The organism is Stenotrophomonas pavanii (assembly GCF_900101175.1).
Lineage (GTDB): Bacteria > Pseudomonadota > Gammaproteobacteria > Xanthomonadales > Xanthomonadaceae > Stenotrophomonas > Stenotrophomonas pavanii.
This window is the reverse complement of the sequence record NZ_FNFQ01000008.1, coordinates 203,516-229,870: the sequence shown is the minus strand read 5'-3', so window position 1 is coordinate 229,870 and position 26,355 is coordinate 203,516. Positions and strand designations below refer to the sequence as shown.

At 67.8% G+C, this 26,355-nt stretch carries 21 protein-coding genes; 7 read left to right on the top strand and 14 right to left on the bottom strand.

What is annotated here, in order from left to right; all coding sequences use genetic code 11:
- On the top strand, positions 1-290 hold a 290-nt coding region (locus tag BLS66_RS14955; RefSeq protein WP_143025175.1), incomplete at its 5' end, for a transposase.
- Between the two features lie 237 nt (positions 291-527).
- Here BLS66_RS14955 and BLS66_RS14950 read toward each other — a convergent pair.
- From BLS66_RS14950 to BLS66_RS14930, 5 genes are read right to left on the bottom strand one after another with little or no spacing between them, the layout of a single operon-like run.
- Positions 528-1,595 carry an acyltransferase family protein gene (locus tag BLS66_RS14950; RefSeq protein ID WP_074726191.1) on the bottom strand — a complete coding sequence of 356 codons (1,068 nt, stop codon included), beginning with the start codon at positions 1,593-1,595 and terminating at the stop codon, positions 528-530.
- Complete coding sequence (gene nagA, locus BLS66_RS14945) at positions 1,595-2,743, bottom strand: N-acetylglucosamine-6-phosphate deacetylase (RefSeq protein WP_074726190.1); 1,149 nt, start codon at positions 2,741-2,743, stop codon at positions 1,595-1,597. The genes BLS66_RS14950 and nagA overlap by 1 nt, the downstream gene beginning before the upstream one ends.
- Positions 2,743-3,771 (bottom strand): SIS domain-containing protein, encoded by a 1,029-nt coding sequence (locus BLS66_RS14940; protein WP_057494991.1) that lies wholly within the window; start codon positions 3,769-3,771, stop codon positions 2,743-2,745. Before BLS66_RS14940 ends, nagA begins: the two co-directional genes overlap by 1 nt.
- Before the next feature lie 7 nt (positions 3,772-3,778).
- On the bottom strand, positions 3,779-4,846 hold the full coding sequence (locus tag BLS66_RS14935; RefSeq protein WP_049466708.1) for a LacI family DNA-binding transcriptional regulator: 1,068 nt from the start codon (positions 4,844-4,846) through the stop codon (positions 3,779-3,781).
- Positions 4,847-4,885: 39 nt separating this feature from the next.
- A complete protein-coding gene (locus tag BLS66_RS14930; protein WP_049466707.1) occupies positions 4,886-6,175 on the bottom strand; it encodes a sugar MFS transporter in 1,290 nt (429 codons plus the stop codon).
- A 376-nt stretch (positions 6,176-6,551) separates the two neighbouring features.
- Here BLS66_RS14930 and BLS66_RS14925 point away from each other — a divergent pair, with 376 nt between their 5' ends.
- The 3 genes from BLS66_RS14925 (at position 6,552) to BLS66_RS14915 (ending at position 12,849) form a co-directional block, all read left to right on the top strand.
- On the top strand, positions 6,552-7,568 hold the full coding sequence (locus tag BLS66_RS14925) for a glucokinase family protein (protein ID WP_053461389.1): 1,017 nt from the start codon (positions 6,552-6,554) through the stop codon (positions 7,566-7,568).
- A gap of 148 nt (positions 7,569-7,716) precedes the next feature.
- Positions 7,717-10,380 carry a TonB-dependent receptor gene (locus BLS66_RS14920; RefSeq protein WP_057494989.1) on the top strand — a complete coding sequence of 888 codons (2,664 nt, stop codon included), beginning with the start codon at positions 7,717-7,719 and terminating at the stop codon, positions 10,378-10,380.
- A gap of 111 nt (positions 10,381-10,491) precedes the next feature.
- Positions 10,492-12,849 (top strand): beta-N-acetylhexosaminidase, encoded by a 2,358-nt coding sequence (locus BLS66_RS14915; RefSeq protein WP_074726189.1) that lies wholly within the window; start codon positions 10,492-10,494, stop codon positions 12,847-12,849.
- A 135-nt stretch (positions 12,850-12,984) separates the two neighbouring features.
- Here the strand turns inward: BLS66_RS14915 and BLS66_RS14910 are convergent, their stop codons facing one another.
- Both BLS66_RS14910 and BLS66_RS14905 read right to left on the bottom strand, forming a co-directional pair.
- Positions 12,985-13,377: a VanZ family protein gene (locus tag BLS66_RS14910; protein WP_074726188.1), complete on the bottom strand. Its 393-nt coding sequence runs from the start codon at positions 13,375-13,377 to the stop codon at positions 12,985-12,987.
- Complete coding sequence (locus BLS66_RS14905) at positions 13,374-14,558, bottom strand: class I SAM-dependent methyltransferase (RefSeq protein ID WP_049466698.1); 1,185 nt, start codon at positions 14,556-14,558, stop codon at positions 13,374-13,376. The genes BLS66_RS14910 and BLS66_RS14905 overlap by 4 nt, the downstream gene beginning before the upstream one ends.
- Positions 14,559-14,617: 59 nt before the next feature.
- On the opposite strand from BLS66_RS14905, the gene BLS66_RS14900 reads away from it, so the two are divergent.
- Complete coding sequence (locus BLS66_RS14900) at positions 14,618-15,355, top strand: pteridine reductase (protein ID WP_049466695.1); 738 nt, start codon at positions 14,618-14,620, stop codon at positions 15,353-15,355.
- 58 nt (positions 15,356-15,413) lie between these two features.
- Here BLS66_RS14900 and folK read toward each other — a convergent pair whose 3' ends face one another.
- On the bottom strand, positions 15,414-15,899 hold the full coding sequence (gene folK, locus BLS66_RS14895) for a 2-amino-4-hydroxy-6-hydroxymethyldihydropteridine diphosphokinase (protein ID WP_074726187.1): 486 nt from the start codon (positions 15,897-15,899) through the stop codon (positions 15,414-15,416).
- A gap of 91 nt (positions 15,900-15,990) precedes the next feature.
- On the opposite strand from folK, the gene BLS66_RS14890 reads away from it, so the two are divergent.
- Positions 15,991-16,734 (top strand): proteasome-type protease, encoded by a 744-nt coding sequence (locus BLS66_RS14890; RefSeq protein WP_053505139.1) that lies wholly within the window; start codon positions 15,991-15,993, stop codon positions 16,732-16,734.
- Positions 16,735-18,397: 1,663 nt separating this feature from the next.
- On the opposite strand, the gene BLS66_RS14885 is transcribed toward BLS66_RS14890, so the two are convergent.
- The 4 genes from BLS66_RS14885 to BLS66_RS14870 form a co-directional block, all read right to left on the bottom strand.
- A complete protein-coding gene (locus BLS66_RS14885) occupies positions 18,398-19,909 on the bottom strand; it encodes an ATP-binding response regulator (protein ID WP_049467923.1) in 1,512 nt (503 codons plus the stop codon).
- A 4-nt stretch (positions 19,910-19,913) separates the two neighbouring features.
- Positions 19,914-20,354, bottom strand: coding sequence for a response regulator (locus tag BLS66_RS14880; RefSeq protein WP_053461396.1), 441 nt, complete (start codon positions 20,352-20,354; stop codon positions 19,914-19,916).
- Entirely contained in the window at positions 20,351-22,168 is a 1,818-nt protein-coding gene (locus tag BLS66_RS14875; protein ID WP_074726186.1) for a sensor histidine kinase, read from the bottom strand. Before BLS66_RS14875 ends, BLS66_RS14880 begins: the two co-directional genes overlap by 4 nt.
- 193 nt (positions 22,169-22,361) lie before the next feature.
- Positions 22,362-22,745: a BON domain-containing protein gene (locus BLS66_RS14870; protein WP_049467929.1), complete on the bottom strand. Its 384-nt coding sequence runs from the start codon at positions 22,743-22,745 to the stop codon at positions 22,362-22,364.
- Positions 22,746-22,916: 171 nt separating this feature from the next.
- On the opposite strand from BLS66_RS14870, the gene BLS66_RS14865 reads away from it, so the two are divergent.
- Positions 22,917-23,960 carry an oxidoreductase gene (locus BLS66_RS14865; RefSeq protein ID WP_074726185.1) on the top strand — a complete coding sequence of 348 codons (1,044 nt, stop codon included), beginning with the start codon at positions 22,917-22,919 and terminating at the stop codon, positions 23,958-23,960.
- Between the two features lie 231 nt (positions 23,961-24,191).
- Here the strand turns inward: BLS66_RS14865 and gnd are convergent, their stop codons facing one another.
- Together gnd and BLS66_RS14855 are read right to left on the bottom strand one after the other, a co-directional pair.
- Positions 24,192-25,097 carry a phosphogluconate dehydrogenase (NAD(+)-dependent, decarboxylating) gene (gnd, locus tag BLS66_RS14860; protein WP_057494984.1) on the bottom strand — a complete coding sequence of 302 codons (906 nt, stop codon included), beginning with the start codon at positions 25,095-25,097 and terminating at the stop codon, positions 24,192-24,194.
- 10 nt (positions 25,098-25,107) lie between these two features.
- Positions 25,108-26,346: a hypothetical protein gene (locus BLS66_RS14855; protein WP_143025177.1), complete on the bottom strand. Its 1,239-nt coding sequence runs from the start codon at positions 26,344-26,346 to the stop codon at positions 25,108-25,110.
- Between the last annotated feature and the right edge of the window lie 9 nt (positions 26,347-26,355).

Here is a 26,355-nt window from a genome sequence, read left to right as displayed (position 1 = left end):
TGGGAAGCAAAGCCATAGCGTCGCTGGTGGGGCTGGCCCCGATGAACCGCGAAAGTGGCACCTGGCAGGGCCAACGGCGGATCAGTGGTGGGCGCGCGGTGGTACGCGAAGCCCTTTACATGGCGGCCCTGACGGCCATCCGGTACGAGCCAAGACTGCGCGCGTTTTACGCTGGTCTGAAGGCCAAGGGCAAAGCGAGCAAGGTGGCGCTCGTGGCGGTCATGCGCAAAATGCTGGTGATCCTCAACGCCCGTAAGCGGGACGCCGAGGTGGCCCTCGGCTGCCCCTGACAAGACAGTTGCTACTGCCCCACCTGGTAGATCCACGCCATGCGTGGATTAAGCCGCCGATACACCCGGTAGATCCACGCCATGCGTGGATTGAGCTGCCGATACACCCGGTAGATCCACGCCATGCGTGGATTGAGCCGCCGACACACCCGGTTGGTCCACGCCATGCGTGGATGAGGTGCCCTCCCGGGAAGGGTCAGAGCCCCTTCCTGCGGAAAGCGATCCGACCCCGTGCCATCAGATCTTCAGATAGATCTTGCGGCGGTCCAGCCACCACGCCACACCCCACCACAGCGCGACGAACGCCAGCGCCTGCAGCATCGATGCCAGCTCAAGCGCCTGCGGCATCGCGGCGGCCAGTTGCTGCCAGATCCAGCTCCAGGCACCGCTGGCCATCAACGCCACCGACATCACCGAGGCCCCCAGATACGCGGTGATCGCATTGACGCCGAAGCGCCGGCCCAGCGCCGGCCATCCCTTCTGGTCGATCAGCACGTGGCCCAACCACAGTGCCAGCGCGGCCAGGCCACCGGTCCACAGCACGTAGCTGGGCGTCCACAGCTGCTTGTTCAACGGCAACACCCCGGCCAGCAGCAGGCCCAGCACGGCGGTCACCGCACCCAGCCCCGCCAGCGCGGCGGCACGTCCGCTGCGCAGCAGGCCACCGGCCAACAGGCCAAGTACGGTACTGGCCAGCGCACCCAGCGTGCTCAGCAACCCTTCCGGGTCATGGCCCAGCCCGGTATCGGCCTGCCACTGGTAGATCCAGGGGGCGAACAGCGTGGTGTCCAAGCGGCTGGCCGGGTTGGTCCATGGCGCCAGGTCACCGATGCCCAGCAGCAGCACGGTGTAGCCCACCAGCAGCGTGACCAGCACGCCCACCTGCACGCGCGGCCGCGCATACACCGCCAGCACACCCACCAACGCGGCGCACACCGCGATCCGTTGCAGCACGCCCCAGATGCGGAAGTGATGGGTATGCAGCGCCCACCAGATCAGCAGGTGCAGCAGTGCACCGGCCACGAGGATGCGCAGCGCGCGCTCCAGTACGCCGCGCGCCAACGCCGGTCGCGCCGCCGTATCCCGCGCGCGCGGTGCCACGCTGAAGGCCATCGACACGCCCACCAGGAACAGGAAGAACGGGAACACCAGGTCGGTGGGCGTGCAGCCGTGCCATTCCGAATGGCGCAGCGGTGCAAACACCGCACTCCAGTCACCCGGATTGTTGACCAGCAGCATCGCCGCCACGGTGATGCCGCGCAGGGCATCGATCGAGCCCAGGCGGCGTGGCGGCGTACTGTTCATCAGGCGGCCTCGTACTGTCCGGCAATCCAGGTACCACGCACCTGCAGGTCGTCGTCCAGCAGCACCAGGTCGGCCTGGTAGCCCTCGGCGATATGGCCCAGGCGGTCGTCGACGTTGAGGAACTGCGCCGGATAGGTCGACGCCATGCGTGCGGCTTCGGCCAACGGTTGGCCGAGCAGCTGCACGGTATTGCGCACGGCGGTGGCCATGTCCAGCGCAGAACCGGCCAGCGAACCGGCGGCATTGCGCACCACGCCATCGATGGCGGTGATGGTTTCGCCATACAGCACGTAACTGGGATCGTCGGCACCGACCGGCGGCATCGCATCGGTTACCAGCAGCAGGCGACCACGCGGCTTGGCCGCCAGTGCCACGCGCAGGCTGGCCGGGTGCACATGCACGCCATCGACGATGATGCCGATCCAGCTGTCGCGGTCTTCCAGCGCAGCGCCCACTGCGCCGGGCTCGCGGCCCTGCAGTGGCGACATCGCGTTGTACAGGTGGGTGAAACCGCGCACGCCCGCATCCAGGCCGGCGCGGATCTCTTCGTAGGTGCCTGCGGTGTGGCCGGCGGCAACGATCACGCCCCGCTCGACCAGTGCACGGATGGTCTCCAGCGGCACGCGCTCCGGCGCCAGCGTGAGCAGGGTCACGCCGTTGTCCAGCGACGCGGCCAGTGCGATCTCTTCTTCATCCGGCACGCGGAACTTGCTGGCATCGTGCGTGCCCTTGCGCGCCGGCGCGATGTACGGGCCTTCCAGGTGGATGCCGATCACCCCCGGCACGCCCTGCGCGATGGCCTCGCGCATCGCACCGATGGCTTCGCGCATCACCGCCACGTCATCGCTGATCAGCGTGGGCAGCATCGCGGTGGTACCGAAACGGCGATGGGCCTGCGCGATGGTGCGCAGCGCCGCGACGTCCGGCGTGTTGTTGAACAGCGCGCCGCCGCCACCATTGACCTGCACGTCGATGAAGCCGGGCAGCAGCCAGCCGCCGCCCAGGTCCACCTGTTCGGCCGCGTGGCCGAGCTGCGGCGCGGCATCGGGCAGCAGCGCGCTGATGCGGCCGTCTTCGATCACCACCGCCAAGTCGTCGCGGAACTCATCGCCTGCCAGGATGCGGGCGTTGCGCAGCACGGTTGCCATCACACCGTCTCCGTGACCTTGTTCAGATGCGGCGGCAGGTCCGGGTTGAAGCCACGGCGCAGTGCCAGCGCGTTGATCGCGCGGTAGAAGCTCTGCACGGTCAGCAGCGGTGCGCACAGCGGATGCGGTGCGGCGGCCACCGGCAGGTTGCCACCGGCACCGGCCAGCCACACCTGCGCGCCGCGTGCGGTGAACTCATCGACCACCGCACGGGTACCGGCGCCGGTTTCGTCCGGCTGGGCGAAGGCCAGCACCGGGAAGCCGCGGTCGACCAGCGCCATCGGGCCGTGCTTGACCTCGGCCGAGCTGTAGGCCTCGGCGTGCAGGCTGCAGGTTTCCTTGAACTTCAGCGCGGCTTCCTGCGCTGCACCCAGGCCCAGGCCACGGCCGAGCACGAACAGGTTGGTGGCGTCGACCAGGCCCTCGGTCACCGCGCTCCAGTCGCACTGCCAGGCCTCACGCAGCGCATCGGGCAGCAGGTCCAGCGCTGCACGCAGGCTGCTGTCCTGCTTCCAGTACGCGGCCAGCTGCAGCAACGCGGCCAGCGAGGCCAGGTAGCTCTTGGTCGCCGCCACGCTCTTTTCAGCCCCCGCGTGCAGCGGGATGACCGTGTCGGCCAGCTGCGCCAGCGGTGAATCCTCGACGTTGACCAGCGCGATCACGCGCGCGCCAGCGGCCTTGGCCGCCTCGGCGTTGCGCAGCAGGTCCGGGCTCTTGCCCGACTGCGAAATGACGATGAACAACGCACCGCGCAGCTGCAGCGGCGCGGCGTAGACCGAACCCACCGACGGCGAGGCCGACGCGACCACCAGGCCCAGCTGGGTCTCCAGCAGGTATTTGCCGTAGGTAGCGGCGTGGTCGGAGCTGCCACGTGCACAGGTGACCACGAACGGCGGCGGCGCGGCGCGCAGGCTGGCAGCCAGCGTTTCCAGGGTGGCGTGGTTGCGCGAGAACTGGCGGGCAACCACGTCGGCCGCTTCGGCGGCCTCGGCGAACATCAGGGTGGACGTGGGGTCTGACAGCGACATGGCGGGCTCAGGCAGGATCGGAAGGAAGGGGGCGTGCGCCGGCCGGGCGCATCGGCGCGGTCGAGCCGCGCACCACCAGCTGCGGCACGAAGCCCTGGTTGTGCAGCGGCGCCGGCGCATCGTCGTAGGCATCGCTGCGCAGCTGCGCGATCAGCAGGCGCGCGGCGTGGCGGGCGATGTCCTCGGTGGCCTGCTTGGCGGTGGTCAGCGGCGGCCACGACTGGCGCGAGAACGGGCTGTCCTCGAACCCGGCGATGGACAGGTCGTAGGGCACGTTCATGCCGGCCGACTTGGCAGCGGCCAGCACGCCGGCGGCGATTTCGTCGTTGGAACCGAAGATGGCGGTGGGCGGCTCGCGCAGCGCCAGCAGGCGGCGCGCACCCCGGAAGCCGTCGTCGAAGGTGTAATCGCCCTGCACCACCAGGTGCTTGTCCACGGTCATGCCGTAGTCCTTCAGCGCGGCTTCGTAACCGGCATAGCGTTCGCCCGAAGAGCGATGCGAACTGCCCCCCCACAGGAAGCCGATGCGCTGGTGGCCCAGCTGGATCAGGTGTTCGGTGATCTCGTAAGCGGCCTCGCGGTCGTCGACGAACACGCAGGCACCGTCGGCGGGGTCTTCGGTGGCGGCGATGATGCGCACCAGCTTGATGCCACGCGCGGTCAGCGCCTGGACCAGGTCGCGGCGCTCGGACATCGGTGCGGTCAGCACCAGCCCGGCCAGGCGCGAGCGCTGTACCCAGTCGGCCAGCTCATCGGCCAGCAGCGGCGAGCTGGAATCGCAAGGATGGATCTGCAGGCCGAAGCCGGTCTCGCGGCACGCGGCCAGCACACCGTTCTGCACGCCGATGATGTGGTACGGGTTCGGGTTGTCGTAGACCAGCCCGATCACGAAGGTGGTGCCGCTGCGCAGGTTGCGTGCGGACGGATCGGGCTCGTAATCGAGTTCGGCGATGGCACGCAGTACCCGCGCACGGGTGGCCTGCATCACCGAAGGTTCGTTGTTGATCACCCGCGAGACCGTCTTCAGCGAGACCTTGGCCTTCTCCGCAACGTCCTTGATGGTCGCTCTGCGCATGGGTTTTCCCTGGGGTTGGCTGCCGTCCATCATCGCCGATCAGGCCTTGTCCTGCGGCAGGCCGGCGCGATGGCCGATCACCGAGTAGAACAGGATGTACAGGTAGCACGGCACCATCAGCAGCACGAACACCAGCTGGAAGTCGATGTGCTGCTTGAGCACGGCGAACAGCTGCGGAATGATCGCGCCGCCGGCAATGCCCATCACCAGCAGCGCCGAGCCGGTCTCGGTGAAACGGCCCAGGCCGCGGATCGCCAGCGGGAAGATCGCCGGCCACATCATGGCGTTGGCGAAGCCCAGCAGGGCCACGAAGGCCACCGAGACGTAGCCGTGGGTGGCCCAGGCGCCGAGGCAGAACACCACACCCAGCACGGCCGAGAAGGTCAGGTAGCGCGACTGCGACACCACGTTGGGGATCAGCAGCAGGCCGACGACATAGCCGACCAGCATCGCGCCCAGGGTCAGCGAGGTGAACATCTTGGTCTGGTCCAGCGGCAGGTCGAAACCATGGCCGTAGGTACCGATCGCATCACCGGCCATCACCTCCACGCCCACGTAGACGAACAGGCACAACACGCCCAGCCACAGGTGCGGGAACTGGAAGATGCTGCGCCGTTCGGCGGCACCGGCGGCGACCGGCGTGGCATTGGCTTCGGACGACTTGATTTCCGGCAGCGGCGAGAACAGCACGGCCACCGCCAGCACCACCAGCAGCGCGGCCATCGCCAGGTACGGGGTGTGGATCTTGGCAGCGAACTCGTTCAGCAGCGCGGCCTTGGTGACCGCATCAGCCGCCTGCACCTGCGCATCAAGGTCGCCGATGCCATGCAGCACCAGCGTGCCGATCAGCACCGGGGCGAGCATGCCGGCGATCTTGTTGCAGATGCCCATCAGCGCGATGCGGCGCGCTGCGGTCTCGATCGGGCCGAGGATGGAAATGTAGGGGTTGATCGCGGTCTGCAGCAGGGCCAGGCCGCTGCCGATCACGAACAGGCCGCCGAGCGCGCCCGGGTACCAGCGCTGGGTGGCGAATTCGCCGAACAGGGCGGCCCCCCCGGCCATCACCAGCAGGCTCAGGCTCAGGCCCTTCTTCATGCCGGTACGGCGCAGGATCCACGACGCTGGCAGGGCCAAGAAGAAGTAGGACAGGTAGAACACCATCAGCACCAGGAAGGCGCCGACCTCGCTGAGTTCGAAGGCCAGCTTGACGAAGGTGATCAGCGGACCGTTGAGCCAGGTGAAGAAGCCGATCAGGAAGAACAGCACGCCGACGATGGCGATGGAGGTGGCCACGTTCGGGCGCGCGCTTGCAGCGGGGACGGCGGACATCAGGAGGGCTCCTGCGGCGACGGCCGCAGAACGCGGCGTCGGAGAGTGGCTGGGAACAACGTTGTCACATTCTTTCGATGGACAACGGCGGTTTGTCAACTTCCATCCGACGCCCCCTGCGCGCCATGTTGCACTGCGCAACGCAGTGACCGTGCATCACGCTGAATGCGCTGGGCAGCTTGAGCCCCATGGCACAACGGTTCCCGCGTGAATCCCGCGTTCACGCCATGTAAACGTTTACCACGTGGCGCATTCGTTGCGGCGCAGCAACGAAAGTGTCACGAACTCGTTGACATCGTTGTCAGCGCGGTTACAGACTCCGGCCCAATCGCCGCTCCCGATCCCGGGGCCGGCCCCACCTGCAGCAGGAGCCCGCGTGACCGCCAGCCACCCCGCCCCGGCCCATGTCCTGTCCCGCGTCGCGCCCTCGTTCCTGGCCGCCGACGTCGGTGGCACCCATGTGCGCGTGGCCCGGGTCCAGGCCAGCGGCGATGCCGCCCATCCGGTGCAGGTGCTGGAATACCGCAAGTACCGCAACGCCGACCACGCCGGTCTCAGCGCGATCCTGTCCGACTTCCTGGGCGAAGGCCCGCGCCCCACGCACTGCGTGGTCGCCAGCGCCGGCTACGCCCGCGAGGACGGCACCGTGATCACCGCCAACCTGCCGTGGCCGCTGTCGGCGCGCCAGGTGGAAGCCGATGTGGGCCTGCAGCGGGTCTACATCGTCAACGACTTCGAGGCGGTGGCCTACGCTGCCGCGCAGGTCGACGCCAGCGGCGTGCTGCACCTGTGCGGCCCGGACACCGCCGCGCGTGGCCCGACCCTGGTGGTCGGCCCCGGCACCGGCCTGGGCGCCGCGCTGTGGATCCCCACCGCGCACGGCCCGGTGGTGCTGCCCACCGAAGCCGGCCAGCCGACCCTGGCGGCCAGCACCGAACTGGAAATGGCCATCGTCCGCCACATGCAGCGTGATCGCGCCCATGTGTCGATCGAGCATGCGATCTCCGGCCCGGGCCTGATGAACCTGTACCGCGCGGTCTGCGCGCTGCAGGGGCAGGCGCCGACGCTGGCCAGCCCCGATGCGGTCACCGCTGCGGCCATGGCCGATACCGATGCACGCGCGCGCCAGGCGCTGGATGTGTTCTGCGGCCTGCTCGGCAGCACCATCGGTGACATGGCGCTGTTCTACGGCGCGCATGGGGGCGTCTACCTGGCCGGCGGCATCCTGCCGCAGATCCGCGAATACCTGCATGCCAGCACGTTCGTCGAGCGCTATCTGCAGAAGGGACCGATGGGCGAAGCGCTGGCACGCATTCCGGTGAAGGTCGTCGAGCACGGCCAGCTGGGCGTGGTCGGCGCGGCCAGCTGGTACCTGCAGCAGTCCGCGGCCTGACACCGCAACAGGCTTCAACGCAATCGCAGCACGCAGTACGTGGCACGCCAACGCAACGCACGGGACTTCGCCGCCGCCCCGCGCATGTCATCGCAACCGTTATCGAACACCGCCGCCGGCATCCAATCGAGTGATGAGGAGAGACATCATGAACACCCGCAAGACCCTGCTTTCGGCCGCCATCGTCAGCTGCATCGCCTTCAGTGCGCACGCGCAGCAGGCTGCCCCGACCGCCACCGACCTGGACACCGTGACCGTTACCGGCATCCGTGGCTCGATGGAAAAATCGCTGGACACCAAGCGCGAAGCCAATGCGCGCGTGGAAGTGGTCACCGCCGAAGACGTGGGCAAGCTGCCGGCGCACAACGTTGCCGACACCCTGCAGCGCCTGCCGGGCGTCAACATCAGCTCGTCCAGCGCCGATGAAGGCGGCTTCGACGAAGCCGACCGTGTCAGCCTGCGCGGCACCAGCCCGAGCCTGACCCAGACCCTGATCAACGGCCACACCGTCGGTTCGGCCGACTGGTTCGTGCTCAGCCAGGGCAACAACGTCGGCCGCAGCGTCAGCTACTCGCTGCTGCCGTCCGAACTGGTCAGCTCGGTGGAAGTGAACAAGTCCTCGCAGGCCAAGCTGCAGGACGGTGGCACCACCGGCACCGTCAACATCATCACGCGCAAGCCGCTGGAGTTCTCCAAGCCGTTCACCGCGGAAGGCTCGATCGGCCTGGTGCGCTCGGACCAGGCCAAGTCGAACGACCCGCAGTATTCGGCGCTGTTCAACTACAAGAACGACGAAGGCACCTTCGGCGTGATGGTGCAGGGCTTCAGCCAGAAGCGCGAACTGCGCCGTGAAGCGCAGGAAATCCCGGGCGGCTTCTTCAAGATCGGCGCAAACGATCCGGTCGCCAGGACCAATCCGGACCTGATCGGCGTCAACGTTCCGGGCCTGCTGGGTTCGACCCTGTTCGAACAGACCCGCGAGCGCAAGGGCGGCCTGGTCTCGCTGCAGTTCAAGCCGAGTGACAGCCTCACCCTCGGGCTGAATGGTTTCAGCTCCGAGCTGAAGGCGAACAACTACAACCGCAACTTCATGATGTTCGGCAACAGCTTCGCCAAGTCGCAGGCGCCGGATCCGGGCTATGTGGTCAAGGATGGCGTGCTGACCAATGCCACCTACCGGGGCGTGCCGGGCACCGACTACGCGGTGTACGACATGATCTACCGTGAGTCGAAGGCCAAGTCGAGCTATGTCACCTTCGATGCCGACTGGCAGATCAACGACAGCCTGACGGCAAAATTCCAGGCCGGCAGCACCAAGGGCACCGGCGAAACGCCGCGCCAGTACATCGCCGAAGTCACCCTGGCCAACGGCGGCGGCGCCAGCTGGGCCACCCACGGCAATGGCTCGCCGATCGACTGGAACGTCGGCGGCGACATCTCGCCCAACGGCGTGACCAGCTTCGGCACCTGGGGCAACCAGCAGGTCACCGCCGAAGACAAGGAGAAGTGGGCCACGCTCGACTTCAACCAGTACTTCAACGATGGCGGCGTGCTGAGCTCGATCGACTTCGGCCTGCGTTTCGCCGACCACAAGCGCGAAGCACTGTCGCCGGAAGGCGCAACGCCGGGTGACATCTGGAGCGCACTGAAGAACGGCGCGACGGCCAACTATCCCAGCGGCTTTGCCGGTGACATCGGCGGCACCTTCCCGCGCAACCTCTGGTACTTCACGCCGGGCGCGCTGAAGGACGCGGTGACCAACAACTCCACCTGGCTGGCCGGCAATGATGGCCCGACCGGTCGCCACAACTACGGCGCCGAATGGAAGGTGAAGGAAAAGAACTTCGCCGGCTACGTGCAGGCCAACTTCCGCGGCGACTGGTGGAGCGGCAACGTCGGCCTGCGCTACGTCAACATCAAGCAGGACATCGACACCTACAACGCCGTCAGCAAGGCCGCCGATGCCGATGTCAGCAGCCTGTTCGGCATGTGGGAGCGCCTGGCCTTCCAGAACAAGCGCAACCGTGTGCTGCCCAGCGCCAACATCAAGTTCGACCTGGACGACTCGCTGGTGCTGCGCGTCGCCGCCTCGCAGACCCAGACCCTGCCGGACTACTCGGCACTGGGTGCCTCCTCGTACGGTTCGGACCTGAACCGCACCGGCGGCGGCGGCAATCCGAACCTCAAGCCGACCCTGTCCACCAACCTGGACGCCAACCTGGAGTGGTACTTCATGCCGCGCGGCCTGCTGTCGGTGGGCGCGTATCACATGGACCTGAAGGACTACATCGCCTTCGACGTGGTCTCGCGCCAGCTGTACAGCGAACTGACCAACCAGCTCGAGACCTACCAGATCTCCACCCCGATCAATGCCGACGGCAAGGTCACCGGCGTGGAAGTGGCCTACGAGCAGCCGATCGGCGAGTACTTCGGCATCAATGCCAACTACACCTATGCCAACGGCACCACCTCGCATACCTGGTCGGATGGCTCGCACAACCTGCTGGGCACCTCGAAGAACACCTACAACGTGGGTGCCTACTTCGAGAACGAGCGCTTCGGTGCCCGCGTCAGCTACACCCGCCGTTCCTCGTTCCTGATCAGCCTGTCCGGTACCAATCCGTACTACCAGGATGACTTCGGCACGCTGTCGGCATCGCTGAGCTTCAAGGCCACCGATTGGCTGAGCATCAGCCTGGATGGCCTGAACCTCAACAACCCGACCTACAAGTACTACCAGACCGCGGCCATCCCGACCTCGTTCTACAGCAACGGTCGCCAGTACTACCTCAACTTCCGCTTCAAGTACTGATCCAGCGGCAGCAACATCGCCGAGTCGTGCACGCACGCCGGGCCTGGGTCATTCCGGGCCCGGCGTTTTTCATGTATAGCGTTCATCGCACCGTTCCAAGGAGTCGTTCCGATGGTCAAGCCTTCCCGCGCCCGGATGCGCAGCGCGCTGCTGCTGGGCAGCCTGATCGCCCTGCTGCCGGCACTGCCGGCGCTGGCCGCCGATCCAACGCCCGCCACCGAAGCCCCCGGCCCGCAGCTGCGCACCGGCAGCCTGATGCTGATTCCCGCGCCAGCCACTGTGCAACGCGGCCAGGGCAGCGGCATCACCGTGCGCGGCGATACCGTGCTGCTGGCCGAAGGCGAGGCCGCACAGCGCGTCGCCAGCCAGTTCGCCGACCTGCTGGCGCGCAGTGGCGGCCCGCGCCTGGCGCTGGCCAAGGGCAAGACGGCGGCCAGGACCGGTGGCATCCGCTTCCAGATCGTGCCCACCTTCCGCGACAGCGGTGAGAGCTACACGCTGGAAAGCACCGCACAGGGCGTAGTGGTACAGGCCGGCAACGAAACCGGCCTGTTCTATGGCGCAACCACCCTCGCCCAGCTCGCCACCGGCGGCAGCAACGGCGTGCTGCCGGCAGTGCAGATCCAGGACGCGCCACGCTTCAGCTGGCGCGGTTTCATGCTCGACTCGGCACGGCATTTCCAGAGCCTGGACGAGATCAAGCGCGTGCTCGATGCGATGGCCGCGCACAAGCTGAACACCTTCCATTGGCACCTGACCGATGACCAGGGTTGGCGCATGGAGATCAAGCGCTATCCGAAGCTGACCGAAGTGGGCAGCTGCCGCCTCCCGGCCGGCGACGGTGGCATCGATCCGCTCACTGGCAAGGAGCATCCGTATTGCGGCTTCTACACGCAGGACCAGATCCGCGAAGTGATTGCCTATGCCGCGAAGCTGCATATCCAGGTGATTCCGGAAATCGATGTGCCGGGGCACGCGACCGCAGCGATTGCCGCGTACCCGGAACTGGGTTCGATCAATACCCCGCTGAAGCCGATCAGCGAATGGGGCGTGTTCCCCAACCTGTTCAACGTCGAAGACAGCACTGTCACCTTCCTCGAAAACGTGCTGGAAGAGGTGATTGCGCTGTTCCCGGCCAGGTACGTGCACGTCGGCGGCGACGAGGCGGTCAAGGACCAGTGGGAAGCCTCCAGGCAGGTCCAGCAGCGCATGCGTGCGCTGGGCATCAAGGATGAAATGGCCATGCAGAGCCACATCATCAAGCACCTGGAGACCTTCCTGGAGGAGCACGACCGGCGCCTGATCGGCTGGGATGAAATCCTCGAAGGCGGGCTGCCGCCGCAGGCCACGGTGATGTCCTGGCAGGGCACCGAAGGTGGCCTGGCCGCGGCCAGTGCCGGCCATGACGTGGTCATGTCGCCGGTGGGGTACCTGTATCTGGACTACCTGCAGACGGCCTCGCCGAACGAACCTCCCGGCCGCCCGACCCAGGTCAACCTCGGCAAGCTGTACAACTTCGAACCGGTGCCGGCCGAGCTTGCGGCCGACAAGCGCCAGCACATCCTGGGCCTGCAGGCCAACATGTTCACCGAACACACGCGCACCTACGCGCGCCTGCAGCACAACCTGTTCCCGCGCCTGGCCGCAGTGGCCGAGACCGGCTGGAGCACGCCGGAACATCGCGACTTCCGCGATTTCCTCGCGCGCCTGCCCGCGCAGCTGCAACGCTACCGCGCCTGGGGCCTGGCCTACGCGCAGACGCCGTTCGAAGTGGGCGTTGACTACACCGATGATCGCGCGAAGAACTCCGTGACCGTGTCGCTGGCCAACCCGCTGGGCTATGAAGTGCGCTACAGCACCGATGGCCAGCCGGTGACGGCGCAGTCGCCGCTGTACCAGCAGCCGCTGACCGCGCAGCTGCCCGCTACCGTGCAGGCCGCCGCGTTCTACCAGGGCCAGATGCTGGCGGCGAAGCCGACGGTCGCGGCGTTCAGCGCACAATCGCTGCTCAGCCGCCGCAGCGATGAACTGCTCAGCTGCGTGGGCAGCAAAGGGCTGGTGCTGCGCCTGGAAGACGATGGCCCGCGCGAGGGAACGCGTGCGGTGTTCAACGTGGACATCTTCCAGCCGTGCTGGCGCTGGCCGCAGGCGCAGCTGGACGGCATCGGCAGCGTGGAAGTCCGCGCGGGGCGCATTCCGTACTACTTCCAGCTGGCCCACGACGAGCCCAAGCGTCGCTTCGAAAAAGCGAGGCGCGCGCATGGCGAAATGCAGGTGCGTCGCGGCGATTGCAGCGGCAAGGTACTGGCGGAAGTGCCGTTGCCGGCCAAGCCGGATGCCGATGGCTTCGTGACGCTGCGTGCGGCGCTGCCGAAGGGGACGCAGGGCACCGCTGACCTGTGCATCAACTTCACCGGCGACACGCGCCCGGCGATGTGGGTGCTGGATGAGGTCACGCTGGGGAAATGACGGCAGGCCTGTCCGGGTGGGTGCCGACCTTGGTCGGTACCTCGGACAGTTCATCCACGCATGGCGTGGATCTACTGATTCCATCCACGCATGGCGTGGATCTACGGTTAGGTGCCAACCTGCGTTGGCACGACCCTACCCGCGCCAGCGCAGCAGCAGGTCGCGCATGGGGGTCAATGCCGTGCCCATGCCCGCCAGCACGCCCACCGTGTTGGCGATGGCGTCCATCGGATCGGCCATGCGGTCATCGGTAAATGCACCCTGCGCGAACTCGATGCCAATCCCCATCAGCACCAGGCCCACGGCCACCCACAGCAGCGGACGACCGCGACGGAACAGCTGCACCGCGCTGCCGGCCAGAATGAAGTAAGCGAGGACGTGTTCGCCCTTGTCGCCGTTTTCCGGCAGCGGGATCGGCGGCGGCGGGATCAGGCAGACCACGATCACCAGCAGCACCGCGCTGAACCACAGCGCGGTCCACAGCCGCGGCCGCCGCAGCGGCTTGATCAGCGGCAGCGCATCGCTCACAGGCGCCAGCTCAGGTCACCCAGCTCGAAGGCGGGCTCGAAGTCGACGCCGCGCTGCAGCCCGATCGCCTGGAAGCGCTCCCCCATCTCGGTCGGCAGGGTCAGCTTCTTCACCTGGTCGCGCAGCTGGATACGGCCGACTTCATCGGTCCGCTCCTCGGCCAGCGACAGCACCTGGTCCAGGCCGTTGCCGAGCAGGAAGCTGGCCTGGCTGCAGTAGCCCGCCAGCTCGAAACCGCCGTGCATGCCGGCCTCGGCCATCGCGGTGAAATCCACCGACGCGGTGATGTCCTGCAGGCCCGGCCAGCGGTGCACGTCGTTGTGCACGTGGTGGCGGTAGAACGCGCGCACGGTGCCCTCATCACGGTCGTGCTGGTAGAACTCGCCACGGTTGTAACCGTAGTCGATGAACAGCATCGCGCCGCGCTGCAGGCCGCCCGCCACTGCCTGCAACCAGTACGGCAGCTGCGGCAGCACCTCGGAGCGGTAGCCCTCGGCGAAGGGGCGCTCCAGGTAGCGCTCGATGTGGCGCACCGCACCGTTGAGCAGGATGTCGGCCGGCTGCGCGCCACGGATGAAGTTGCCTTCGGCGTCCAGTTCCACGGTTTCCTCGTAGACCTCGCCATCCCGGATGAGGAAGCGCGGCGTCGGCAGCGCGTCGATCACTTCGTTGGCAAACACCACGCCCTCCCAGTCCTCTTCGAACGGGCGGTCGACCCAGTCCACGCGCGCGGCCAGCTCCACCGGCAGGTTCTGCTGCAGCCGTTGCTGCTGGCGCTCGCGCAGGTCGGCGCTGGGTTCAAGGATGGCGTAGCGCGACGGCAGTGCATCAAGTTCCGCCAGGCGCAGCAGCACCGCCTCGGCGAACGCACCGGTGCCACCCCCCAGTTCCAGCAGGCGCGCCTGCGCGCCCAGCTGTGCGAATACCGGCGCCAGCGCATTGGCTACGCTGCCGGCGAACAGGCTGCCGAGCTCGGGCGCGGTGGTGAAATCGCCACTGCCACCAAACTTGCTGGCACCCGCGCTGTAATAGCCCCAGCCGGGCGCATACAGGCACAGCTCCATGAAGCGGGAAAACGGCATCGCCCCGCCCTGGGCAAGGATTTCGGCGCGCAGGGCGGCCGCCAGCTGGTCGCTGTGGGCCAGGGCATCGGCTTCGGGCAGGGGGAAGGTGGGCTGCATGGCGTCTTCGAATGCGGTGACAATGGTGCACAGGATAGCCGAGCCTTGGAGGACCCTCGATGAGCGACACCCACCCCGTGGTCCTGATCACCGGCAGCGCACGCCGGATCGGTGCGGCCATCGCCCGCCAGTTCCATGCCTGCGGCTGGTCGGTGGTGCTGCACGCCCACACCTCCAGCGCCGAGCTGCAGCAGGCCGCGTTCGATTTCGACAACGTGCGCCCCGGCAGCGTGCTGGCCCTGCAGGCCGACCTGCGTGACGCCGACGCCCTGCCCGACCTGGTGGAACAGGCGGTTACCCACTTCGGCCGCCTGGATGCGCTGGTCAACAATGCTTCCAACTTCTTCCCCACTCCACTCGGCCAGGTCACCGCTGAGGCGATGGACGCGCTGTATGCGGTCAACGCACGCGCGCCATTGCTGCTGTCACAGGCGGCGGCGCCCTACCTGCGCCGCCAGCAGGGCTGCATCGTCAATTTGACCGACCTGCACGGCACCGACCCGATGCGCGACCACATCGCCTACACCATGGCCAAGGCCGCGCTGGAGATGGCCACCCGCGCGCTGGCGCTGGAGCTGGCACCGAAGGTGCGGGTCAATGCGGTCGCGCCGGGGGCGATCCTGTGGCCGGAACAGGGCAAGGACGATTTCGCCCGCGAGGCGCTGCTGGCACGCACGCCGCTGGCGCGGATCGGCACGGTCGAGGAGATCGCCGAAGCGGTGTACTGGCTGGTGGCCGAAGCCAGCTTCGTGACCGGCCATACCCTGCGCGTGGATGGCGGGCGTACGGTCAGCTGAGGGATTGCCGGCCAGCGGCCGGCATACCGGTAGTGCCGGCCGCTGGCCGGCAGCCCCATCATTCCAGGTCAACCACCTCGAACACCTCGCCAAACTGCGGGTGCGCGCGCCACAGCGTGGCCAGGTCCAGTCCGCTGACCGGATCGATGAAGTCCGGCGCGATGTCGGCCAGCGGCTTCAACACGAACGCGTGCTTCAGCTCCGGCCGCGGGATGCGCAGGTGCCCCGGCCCTTCCACCACCAGGTCGCCATAGAACACCACGTCGATGTCCAAGGTGCGGTCGGAGAAGCGCGGCCCGCTGCGGTCGCGGCCATGCGCATCCTCCAGCGCATGCAGCCAGTCGTCCAGTTCCTGCAGCGGCAGGCCGGTCTCGATCGCCACCGCGTTGTTGAGGAAGGCCGGGCCATCAAAGCCGACCGCGGCAGTACGGTAGGCGGGCGAGACCTGCAGCGCGCCGAAGCGCTCGCGCAGGGCCGTCACCGCGGCGTGGAGGTAGCGGCGGGGCTGGACGTTGCTGCCCAGGCTCAGGAGCACGGTGGTCATGCGGTTCAGGTGACGGCACTTGGGGGGCGTGGACATGCCGTCGTCACGGCGGCCTGCCTACAATCCGGGACGCACATGATAGGGCACCGACATGACCTATTGCGTTGGAATCGAGGTGGACGAGGGCCTGGTCTTCGCTGCCGACACCCGGACCAATGCCTCGCTGGACGATGTGCGCGTGCATCGCAAGCTGCACGTGTTCGAGTATCCCGGCCAGGCAGCCTACGTGCTGATGGCGGCTGGCAACCTGGCCACCACCCAGCTGCTGGTGTCGCGCCTGGGCCGCGACGCCGCAGAGCGACGCGTGCCCAACCTGCGCGACATGACCCACCTGTTCGAAGCCGCCGCGTATGTGGGCCAGTTGCTGGTGGACAGCCAGGTGCACAGCAGCCACAGCGAACACGGCCATGACGGGGTCAACACCCAGGCCACGCTGATCTTCGGCGGCCAGATCGCCGGCGAGCGGCCCGGGCTGTACATGATCTACCCGCTCGGCAACGCCATTGCCGCCTCGCCGGAGACGCCCTACCTGCAGATCGGCGAATCCAAGTACGGCAAGCCGATCCTCGACCGCATCCTCAGCCCGGCCACGCATTTGGAGGATGCCGCGCGTACGGCGATCGTGTCGCTCGATTCCACCATCCGTTCCAATCTGTCGGTGGGCCTGCCGATCGATCTGGCGCTGCTGCGCGACGGCGAACTGCGCATCGGCCAGCAGCTGCGGCTGGGCGCGGATTCCACGCTGTATGCCGACATCCACCAGAACTGGTCGCGGCGGCTGGAACAGGCGGTGGACGCGCTGCCGCGCTTCCCCTGGGAAACCCTGGACCGGTAGTGCCGGCCGCTGGCCGGCAACCGCGTTGACCCGACCCCAGGGATGCCGGCCAGCGGCCGGCACTACCGTGGCATCAGCCCAGCGCTTCGGCCACCGCGCGGAACACCTGCTGCATCTACTGCAGCTGGAACAGGCGGTGGACGCGCTGCCGCGCTTCCCCTGGGAAACCCTGGACCGGTAGTGCCGGCCGCTGGCCGGCAACCGCGTTGATCCCACCACACAGGGATGCCGGCCAGCGGCCGGCACTACCGTGGCATCAGCCCAGCGCTTAGGCAACCGCGCGGAACACCTGCTGCATCTGCAGCGGCTGGAACAGGCAGTGGACGCCTTGCCGCGCTTCCCTCCCCTGGGAAACCGCCGGACGGTAGTGCCGGCCGCTGGCCGGCAACCGCATTGACCCGACCCCAGGGATGCCGGCCAGCGGCCGGCACTACCCTGGTATCAGCCCAGCGCTTCGGCCACCGCGCGGAACACCTGCTGCATCTGCTGCGGCTGGAACAGGCGGTGGACGCCCCGCCACGCTTCCCCTGGGAAACCGCCGGACGGTAGTGCCGGCCGCTGGCCGGCAACCGCATTGACCCGACCCCAGGGATGCCGGCCAGCGGCCGGCACTACCCTGGTATCAGCCCAGCGCTTCGGCCACCGCGCGGAACACCTGCTGCATCTGCTGCGGCTGGAACAGGCGGTGGACGCCCCGCCACGCTTCCCCTGGGAAACCGCCGGACGGTAGTGCCGGCCGCTGGCCGGCAACCGCATTGATTCCACCGCACAGCGATGCCGGCCAGCGGCCGGCACTACCGTGGCATCAGCCCAGCGCTTCGGCCAGCGCGCGGAAGACCAGCTGCATCTGCAGCGGCAGGAACAGGTAGCCGCGCTTCCCCCTGGGAAACCCTGGACCGGTAGTGCCGGCCGCTGGCCGGCAACCGCGTTGATCCCACCACACAGCGATGCCGGCCAGCGGCCGGCACTACCGTGGCATCAGCCCAGCGCTTCGGCCACCGCGCGGAACACCTGCTGCATCTACTGCGGCCGGAACAGGCAGTGGATGCCTTGCCGCGCTTCCCTTGGGAAACCCTGGACCGGTAGTGCCGGCCGCTGGCCGGCACTACCGCGAGATCAGCCCAGCGCTTCGGCCACCGCGCGGAAGATCGGCTGCATCTGCTGCGGCTGGAACAGGCAGTGGATGCCTTGCCGCGCTTCCCTTGGGAATCCCTGGACCGGTAGTGCCGGCCGCTGGCCGGCAACCGCATTGATTCCACCGCACGGGATGCCGGCCAGCGGCCGGCACTACCGTGGCATCGGCCCAGCGCTTCGGCCACCGCGCGGAAGATCGGCTGCATCTGCAGCGGCTGGAACAGGCAGTGGATGCCTTGCCGCGCTTCCCTTGGGAATCCCTGGACCGGTAGTGCCGGCCGCTGGCCGGCAACCGCATTGATTCCACCGCACGGGATGCCGGCCAGCGGCCGGCACTACCGTGGCATCGGCCCAGCGCTTCGGCCACCGCGCGGAAGATCGGCTGCATCTGCAGCGGCTGGAACAGGCAGTGGATGCCTTGCCGCGCTTCCCCTGGGAAACCCTGGACCGGTAGTGCCGGCCGCTGGCCGGCAACCGCGTTGATCCCACCACACAGGGACGCCGGCCAGCGGCCGGCACTACCCTGGCATCAGCCCAGCGCTTCGGCCACCGCGCGGAACACCTGCTGCATCTGCAGCGGCTTGCGCAGCACATGCACCTCCACGCCGGGCGGGAACGCATCGGCGGGCACGGCCACCGCGGCATCCTCCAGCACCAGCGCCGGCCCGCGATAGCCCAACGCGGCCATCTCGCCCAGCAGCTGGCTGGCCGGCAGCAGCTTGGAACCGGCATCGGCGATCACCAGGGCCGGCATCGCCTCCTGCTGCATCCAGCGCAGCGCCGCCGGGCCGTCGGACGCCAGCTGCAGCTGGTAGCCCTGGCTGGACAACGCATTGCCGAGCAGCGACAGGCGCGTGGCTTCGCCGTCGACGACCAGGATCGACTGGCCACTGCCCAACGCCACCAGCTGTTCGATCGGCTCGCTGCCGTCGCTGGCTTCGTGCATGGGCAAGCGCAGTTCGAAGCAGGTGCCCTGCCCCGGCTGGCTGCTGACATGGATGCTGCCGCCGGCGCCTTCCACGATGCGCTTGCAGGAAATCAGGCCCAGGCCGGTGCCATCGGCCTTGGTGGTGAAGAACGGATTGAACAGGTGCGACAGCGTGTCCGCGTCCATGCCGATGCCTTCATCGGCCACGCAGATGCGCATCCAGTCCACGCCATCGCGCTGGCCGGCATGGCTGGCGGTCAGGCTCAGGCGGCCACCGTTGGGCATCGCCTGGATCGCGTTGAGCGCCAGGTTCAGCATCACCTGCTGCAGTTCGGTGTAGTTGGCGTCGACCACCAGGCCTTCATCCTGCACCTGCAGTTCCAGGCGCACGGCGTCGGGCACGTTGCTGCGCAACAGCAGGGCCACCGCATCGAACAGGCCCTTGATCTCGATGCGCTCGCTCGGCTTGCGCGATCCGCGCACGAACGACAGCATCGATTCGGCCATCTCGTGGCCACGGCGGCCACACTCGGCGATGACATCGGCCAGGTGGTGCAGCTGCGGATCGTCGGTACGGGCCTTCAGAAGGTCCGGCATGATCAGCAACGGCTGCAGGATGTTGCGCAGGTCGTGGCTGAGCCCGGCGGCAAGCAGGGACAGGCTTTCCAGGCGCTGCGCACGCATCAGTTCGGTTTCCACGCGTGCGCGCTCGACCGCACTGCGTGCATCGCGGATCGCACGCGCGACCGCCGAGGGCAGGCGTGCCGGCAGGTGCTTGATGATGTAGTCGTTGGCGCCCTTCTGCAGCGCCGCCACCGCGTTCTCCTCGCCCATGGTGCCGGAGACGAAGATGAAGGGCACTTCCGGCGAGGTCTCGCGCACGATGCGCAGCGCATCATCACCGGAGAACCCCGGCATGCTCAGGTCGGACAGCACGATGTCCGGCTGGAACGCGGCCAGTGCCTGGCGCAGCTCAGCCTCGCTCTCGACGCGCTCGAAACGGGCGTCCAGGCCCGCATCGAGCATCTGTTCGGACATCAGCTCGGCATCTTCCGGTGAATCCTCCACCAGCAGGATGCGCAGCGCCCCCAGGGCGGGACCGGTCAGGGGCATGGGCTCACTCGAGTTCCGGTGCCTGGTTGATCAACGCCCAGAACTTGCCCAGGGTCTGCACTGCGCCGAAGAACTGGTCCACATCCACCGGCTTGACCACGTAGGCGTTCACGCCCATGTCCCAGCTGCGGGCCAGATCGCTTTCCTCGCGCGAGGACGACAGGATCACCACCGGCAGGCGCTTGAGCTCCTCGTGCTCGCGGATCTGCCGCAGCACTTCCAGGCCATCCATGCGCGGCATCTTGATGTCCAGCAGCAGCACCGCCGGCAGGCCTTCCTCGCGCTCGGCGAAGGCGCCGCGACGCAGCAGGTAGTCCATCACTTCCACGCCGTCTTCGACGTGCACGATGGGATTGGCCAGGCGCGCCTCTTCCAGGGCATCGATCGCCATTTCGGCGTCGGCCGGGCTGTCTTCGGCGAGAAGGATGGTGCGCAGAGTGGTCATGCAGAAGGCCCTTGTTTGTCCGCGTCGTTCGCGGGAGGCAGGTAGAAGTGGAAGGTGGCGCCGACGTCCGGCTCGGCCTCGGCCCAGATGCGGCCGCCATGGCGGGTCAGCACGCGGCGCACGCTGGCCAGGCCGATGCCGGTGCCCGGATAATCGCTGGCCTTGTGCAGGCGCTGGAACACACCAAACAGTTTGCCGGCGTAAGCCATGTCAAAGCCTGCACCATTGTCGCTGACCGTGAACTGATGGCCGCCATCGGGCTGCGGCTGGTAGTCCACGCGGATCTTCGCCGGTTCACGGTTGCCCGAGTATTTCACCGCGTTGCCAAGCAGGTTCAGCCAGACCTGGCGGATCATGTTCTCGTCGCCCACCACGATCGGCAACGGCGCGATGCTCCACTCCACCCGGTGCGCATGACCGCTGTTCTCGGCCTCGGTCTGCAGGTTGGCATCGAGCATGGCGCGGGTATCGGCCACCAGCGACTGCATGTCCACGGCCTGCTGGCGCATCGCCGCACGGCCCAGGCGCGAGTAGACCAGCAGGTCGTCGATCAGCGCCGCCATGCGACGGGCGGAACTGGAGATCACCTCCAGGTAGTGGCGGCTCTTGTCATCGGCAGCATCGCCAAGGTGGCGCGACAGCTTGTCGGAGAATCCGGCCACGTGGCGCAGCGGCGCGCGCAGGTCGTGCGAGACCGAATAGCTGAAGGCTTCCAGCTCGCGGTTGACCTCGGACACCTGCGCGACCTTGCCTTCCAGCTGGCGGTTCAGCTCTTCCACGCGCAACTGCACTGCGCGCTGCAGGGTGACGTCGCTGATGGTCAGCAGCACCACCTCGTCATCGGTGTCGGGCAGCGGCATGCGGCGCGCATTGAGCATCATGTAGCGCACCATGCCATCGGCGGTACGCTGCTCATGCTCGAAGTCCCAGAGCTCGCGGCCACGCGACAACACATCGGCCAGGCGCTGGCGCACCACCGTATCCCGCCAGGCGCCGTCGCCGAGGTTTTCCAGCAGCAGGCCATCGGCACGCTCGTCCTGCAGGTCGTACAGTTCGGCGAACGCCGGGTTGTGCAGCTGCACGCGCAGGTCGCGGTCGAGCAGCACGATGGGTTCGCGCACGGTCTGCAGTACCGACGCCGCACGCGCGGCCGAGCGCAGCGACTGGCGTTCGGCATGCAGGCGGCGGCCGATCTGCCGCTGCAGCAGCCACAGCACCAGGCCCAGCAGCGCCAGCTGGATCACCAGCGAGCTCCACGCGACCAGTTCGGTCTGCTTGCGCTGGCGCGCGGCCTGCTCTGCACGCCGTGCCAGCAGCGTCTGCTCGCTGGCCTGCAGTTCTTCCACCAGGCCCCGGATCGGGTACCGCGTGCTCAGGTCCTGCACCAGTTCGCGCTGGTCGCTGTTCGGTTCGGACCGGGCCAGTTCGCGCGCCACCGCCAGGCGGCCGTCCAGCATCGATTCGATGCGGCCAATGCGGATCAGCTGCTCGGGGTTGTCGCGGGTCATCCGCCCCAGCTCGGCCAGCCGTCCGGGAATGTCGTTGGCCTTGGCCATGCGCTCGCGCAGGCCGGGCGCATCCACGCCCTTGGACAGGGTCAGGGCGGCCGATTCGACGTCGCGCACATCGGCCTGCAGCTGTTGCAGTGCCACGCCCACGGCCTGGGTATGGTTGACCCAGGCCATCGCCTCTTCGCTGTCCTGCTGCAGTTTGCGCAGCGTCAACCACGGCACCACGATGATCGCGGCAGCCGCCAGCGCCAGGGCCGGCAACCGCCAGCGGTCCCAGATGTCGTCACTGAAAACCAGCGCCATAGTTCCTCGTCAGCACGGCCGCGGAGCGGGACCCGGGGCGGAGCCCGGCTGCGGCGGAACCGGCAATATAGCGCAGGCGGTCACAACTCTGGAGCCGGAAGCGCGGCAGGCTGAACGGGCTCACGCAGCCGGCCCCATACGCGAGTGGGCGCCCCTTGCGGGGCGCCCACCCTGTTCAACGCGTGGTGGCTGTTCAGCGCTTGGCGGCGGCGCTGACCTTCAGCGCGGCGGCATCGACGCGGGTCACGCCCTTGATGCCCTTGGCGGTATTGACTGCCTTGTCCTTCTCCGCCTGCGTGGCGACGGCGCCGCTCAGGCTGACCACGCCGTTCACGGTTTCCACCTTGATCTCGGTGCCCGGAACGTTGCTGCTGGCCAGCAGGTCAGCCTTCACCTTGGTGGTGATCCAGGTGTCGGTCACCGGCTCATTGGAGTCATGGCGATCGGCATGGGTGGTCGGGTGGGCACTGGTCGGCGGGCTCTTCGCGGCCGGATCCTTGGCGAATGCGGCCGAGGAGGACATGGCCAGGCCCAGCGTCAGGGCCGAGGCAATCAGCGTGCGGGTCGTATTGCTCATCGTGTCGTACTCCTTCGGAATGTGCTGCCAGTCTGGACAAGCGCACGTGGAGCAGGCGTGGCGTTGCGGTCATGCTGCCGTGAATCGGCAGCCCGGCGATGCCAATGGTTCAGTTTGGGCTCGTCCGCCATCGTCGTTTACCCTGCCCTTCCCCATTGCCGGAGCCCTGCCATGCGCCCCGACCTGCAACTGGCCCTGATCGGTTACGGCTTCGCCGGCCGCGTCTTCCATGCGCCGCTGATCCAGCACACGTCCGGGCTGGCGCTGCACAGCATTGTCAGTTCACAACGCGACACGCTGCTGCGGACGTTCAGCGATGTGCACGTGCGTGCCACGCCGCAGCAGGTATTCGATGATCCGGCCGTGGATGCCGTAGTGATCGCCACGCCCAACGAACAGCATGCGCCACTGGCCATCGCGGCGCTGGCGGCAGGCAAGCATGTGCTGGTCGACAAGCCGTTCGCACTGGACGTGGCCGAAGCGGAAACGGTGCTGGCTGCGGCACGCGACGCCGGGCGCATCGCCACCGTGTTCCAGAACCGGCGTTTCGATGCCGACTTCCTCACCCTGCAGTCGCTGCTGGCCGAAGGCACCTTGGGCGACGTGGCCGAGTGCCACGCGCACTTCGACCGCTACCGGCCACAGGTGCGCGACCGCTGGCGCGAACAGGACGGGCCCGGCAGTGGCCTGTGGTACGACCTCGGTCCGCACCTGCTGGACCAGATGCTGGTGCTGTTCGGCTGGCCCGACGCCATCGATGCCGATCTGGCCGTGCAGCGCGAAGGCGGCGGCGGCATCGATTACTTCCACGCGATACTGCACTACCCGCGGCATCGGGCGATCGTCCACGCCGGTTCACTGGTGGCAGCGCAGACGCCGCACTTCAGCGTGCATGGCAGCACCGCCAGCTGGATCAAGCACGGACTGGACGTACAGGAGGCGCAGCTGCGCCGCAGCGTTGCGCCGGGCGCACCGGGCTGGGGCATTGATCCGCGGCATGGCGAGCTGGTGCGCTGCGATGCCGAAGACAACGTGCAGCGCAGCACCGTCGACAACCTGCCCGGCGACTACCGCCGCCTGTATGCACAGTTCGCCTCGGCGATGCACGGTGACGGCGAAGCCACGGTCAGCCCGGTGCAGGCCCTGCAGCTGATGCGGTTGCTGCAGGCCGGCATGGACAGCGCGCGCGAAGGGCGGCGGATCGCGTTGGGGTGATCGGCAGGGCTGCGCCCTGCACCCGCAGAAGCGGTAGTGCCGGCCGCTGGCCGGCAACCTCAACAGCAACAGCAAAAGGCGGCTATCCGTGAGATGGCTCTTGTAGAGTCGAGCCATGCTCGCCTGGCTGCATGGGTCAGAGCCCTTTCCTGCGGAAAGGGATCCGACCCCGATCTGCCTGGGGTCGGATCCCTTCGGCAACGCCGAAGGGCTCTGACCCCACCGCAGTGCTTACGACTTCTTGATCGCGTGCCCGCCGAATTCATTGCGCATCGCCGACAGCAGGCGGTCGGTGAACGAATTGGATTCGCGCGAACGCAGGCGTTCCAGCAGCGACAGCGTGATCACCGGTGCAGGCACGTCCAATGCGATTGCTTCGGCTACGGTCCAGCGGCCTTCACCGGAATCCTCGACGTACGGTGCGATGCCATCCAGCGACGGATTGCGCTTGAGGGCTTCGGCACTCAGGTCCAGCAGCCACGAACGGACCACGCTGCCGTGGCGCCACACCTCGGCGACCTGGGCCAGGTCCAGTTCCATTTCCTGCTTGCGCTCCATCAGCGCGAAGCCCTCGGCGTAGGCCTGCATCATTCCGTACTCGATGCCGTTGTGGACCATCTTGGTGAAGTGGCCAGCGCCGGACGGGCCGACACGACCCCAGCCCCGGTCCTCGGCCGGTGCCAGCGTGCGCAGCAGCGGTGCGATCTGCTCCACCACCGACGCTTCGCCACCGACCATCAGGCTGTAGCCTTCCTGCAGGCCCCACACGCCACCGCTGGTGCCGCAGTCGACGTAGCCCAGATCGTCCTCGGCCAGCGCCCTGGCGCGGCGGATCGAGTCCTGGTAGTTGGAGTTGCCGCCGTCGATGACGATGTCACCTTCGGCCAGGTGCGGGGTCAGCTGGCCCAGCGTCTGGTCGACGGTTTCACCGGCCGGCACCATCAGCCACACCACGCGCGGCACCGGCAGCGCGGCCACGGCGGCGGCCAGCGAATCGACCACCTCCAGGCCCGCCTCGGCGGCGCGCTCGCGGGCGCCTTCGCCCGGGTCGTAGCCGACCACGCGGTGGCCGCCGCGATGCAGGCGCTGGGCCATGTTGGCCCCCATGCGGCCAAGGCCGATCATTGCAATGTCCATTGTTTCACCTTCAGTTGGGGTCTAGGGTCAGGCTGCCTGGCCTGCCGGTAGCCGCGCAGTGGCGCAGTTGCGCCTCGCGCCAACGCCGGTAGAGCGTGGTGTGCAGATTGTGCACCGCCAGGTCGATCGAAAACGGGGTTCGCGGGTTGCGGTCGAGCAGCCGGGCGATGTGGTAGCCGATGGGACGTATACCGCGTGGATGCACGTAGATCACGAACTGCTGGTAGAACGGATCGTCCAGCAGCTGGTCCATGCGTGCCAGCGCCGCGTGGTAGCGCGGCGCCAGCCGTGCGCGCAGCTGTGGATCGCGCTCGTACAGCAGCCGCTCGAAGTAGCGCTGGCCGGTACGCGGTATGTCCTGCGCCAGTGCCCACACCTCGGCATTGCGCTGGTCATACCAGGCCAGTCCGCCGTGCGTGGCCAGCGCCCGCGCAGCATCCTCGCCCACCTCGACCACCACGAAGTTCTCGGCCTGGTTGCTCAGGTCGTCCAGCGTGCCTTTGTCGTACACATGTTCGATGAAACCGGGCACGCCGACGAACGCCTGCCGTCCCATCGCCGAGGTGCGCACTGCCTTGCCATCAGCGAAGAAATCACCCGCGTGCGCGCCAAGCAGAATGCTGTCGGTCCGGTGGAGCGCGAGGAAGGTGCCGATCGACAGTTCATCCGCCGCAAAGCCGGCGTCGAACGCAGCGTCGCCGTACAGCTCGCGCTGGGTGGCCAGCTGCGCAACCTGGCGACCGACACCGCATTCGGCACGCACGGCCCCGCTGTAGAACGCCTCCAGTGCGCGGCTGTTGCCCGCACTGGGCATGAAGCCACGGCCGAGGCTGCGCGTGCGCTGCCACCCCTGTGCCGGCGCACCGCGCACGCCGAAGCCGATCCAGCCCAGCTGCAGGCCGGAGAACCGGAATCCGGGATTGCCCTCAAGCGCCTGCGTCGCACGCCGCGTGGCTGCGCCCAGCTCGAACGCGTAGGCGCAGACCGTGGCCGGATCATCCAGCAGCTGCTGCAGCAGCGCCTGCCGTGCGGTCGGGGCGAGGGCCGCTGGCCAACGCACCTGCAGATCGCCGGCGGCCTGCGCCGCAGCCAGCGACGCACGCGTGCACACTGCGCCACCGTGTAACTGCGGTGCACTCACGGCCGCGTCCTCGAAGCGCCAGCCCAGCCGTTGCAGCAGGCCCTGTGCACAGTCCAGCGACGGCGCTGCCACGACCCACGATGGCACCAGCAGCAGGGCCACGCTCAGCCACCTGCC

Excerpts from the sequence above, each read along its gene's own strand:
- BLS66_RS14890 (WP_053505139.1), top strand. The coding sequence starts at position 15,991 with ATGACCTATTGCGTTGGAATCGAGGTGGACGAGGGCCTGGTCTTCGCT.
- BLS66_RS14935 (WP_049466708.1), bottom strand. The coding sequence starts at position 4,846 with ATGCGCAGAGCGACCATCAAGGACGTTGCGGAGAAGGCCAAGGTCTCG.
- BLS66_RS14885 (WP_049467923.1), bottom strand. The coding sequence starts at position 19,909 with ATGCCCCTGACCGGTCCCGCCCTGGGGGCGCTGCGCATCCTGCTGGTG.
- BLS66_RS14915 (WP_074726189.1), top strand. The coding sequence starts at position 10,492 with ATGGTCAAGCCTTCCCGCGCCCGGATGCGCAGCGCGCTGCTGCTGGGC.
- BLS66_RS14930 (WP_049466707.1), bottom strand. The coding sequence starts at position 6,175 with ATGTCCGCCGTCCCCGCTGCAAGCGCGCGCCCGAACGTGGCCACCTCC.
- BLS66_RS14865 (WP_074726185.1), top strand. The coding sequence starts at position 22,917 with ATGCGCCCCGACCTGCAACTGGCCCTGATCGGTTACGGCTTCGCCGGC.
- gnd (WP_057494984.1), bottom strand. The coding sequence starts at position 25,097 with ATGGACATTGCAATGATCGGCCTTGGCCGCATGGGGGCCAACATGGCC.
- nagA (WP_074726190.1), bottom strand. The coding sequence starts at position 2,743 with ATGGCAACCGTGCTGCGCAACGCCCGCATCCTGGCAGGCGATGAGTTC.
- BLS66_RS14920 (WP_057494989.1), top strand. The coding sequence starts at position 7,717 with ATGAACACCCGCAAGACCCTGCTTTCGGCCGCCATCGTCAGCTGCATC.
- BLS66_RS14875 (WP_074726186.1), bottom strand. The coding sequence starts at position 22,168 with ATGGCGCTGGTTTTCAGTGACGACATCTGGGACCGCTGGCGGTTGCCG.
- folK (WP_074726187.1), bottom strand. The coding sequence starts at position 15,899 with ATGACCACCGTGCTCCTGAGCCTGGGCAGCAACGTCCAGCCCCGCCGC.
- BLS66_RS14880 (WP_053461396.1), bottom strand. The coding sequence starts at position 20,354 with ATGACCACTCTGCGCACCATCCTTCTCGCCGAAGACAGCCCGGCCGAC.
- BLS66_RS14900 (WP_049466695.1), top strand. The coding sequence starts at position 14,618 with ATGAGCGACACCCACCCCGTGGTCCTGATCACCGGCAGCGCACGCCGG.
- BLS66_RS14940 (WP_057494991.1), bottom strand. The coding sequence starts at position 3,771 with ATGTCGCTGTCAGACCCCACGTCCACCCTGATGTTCGCCGAGGCCGCC.
- BLS66_RS14870 (WP_049467929.1), bottom strand. The coding sequence starts at position 22,745 with ATGAGCAATACGACCCGCACGCTGATTGCCTCGGCCCTGACGCTGGGC.
- BLS66_RS14905 (WP_049466698.1), bottom strand. The coding sequence starts at position 14,558 with ATGCAGCCCACCTTCCCCCTGCCCGAAGCCGATGCCCTGGCCCACAGC.
- BLS66_RS14950 (WP_074726191.1), bottom strand. The coding sequence starts at position 1,595 with ATGAACAGTACGCCGCCACGCCGCCTGGGCTCGATCGATGCCCTGCGC.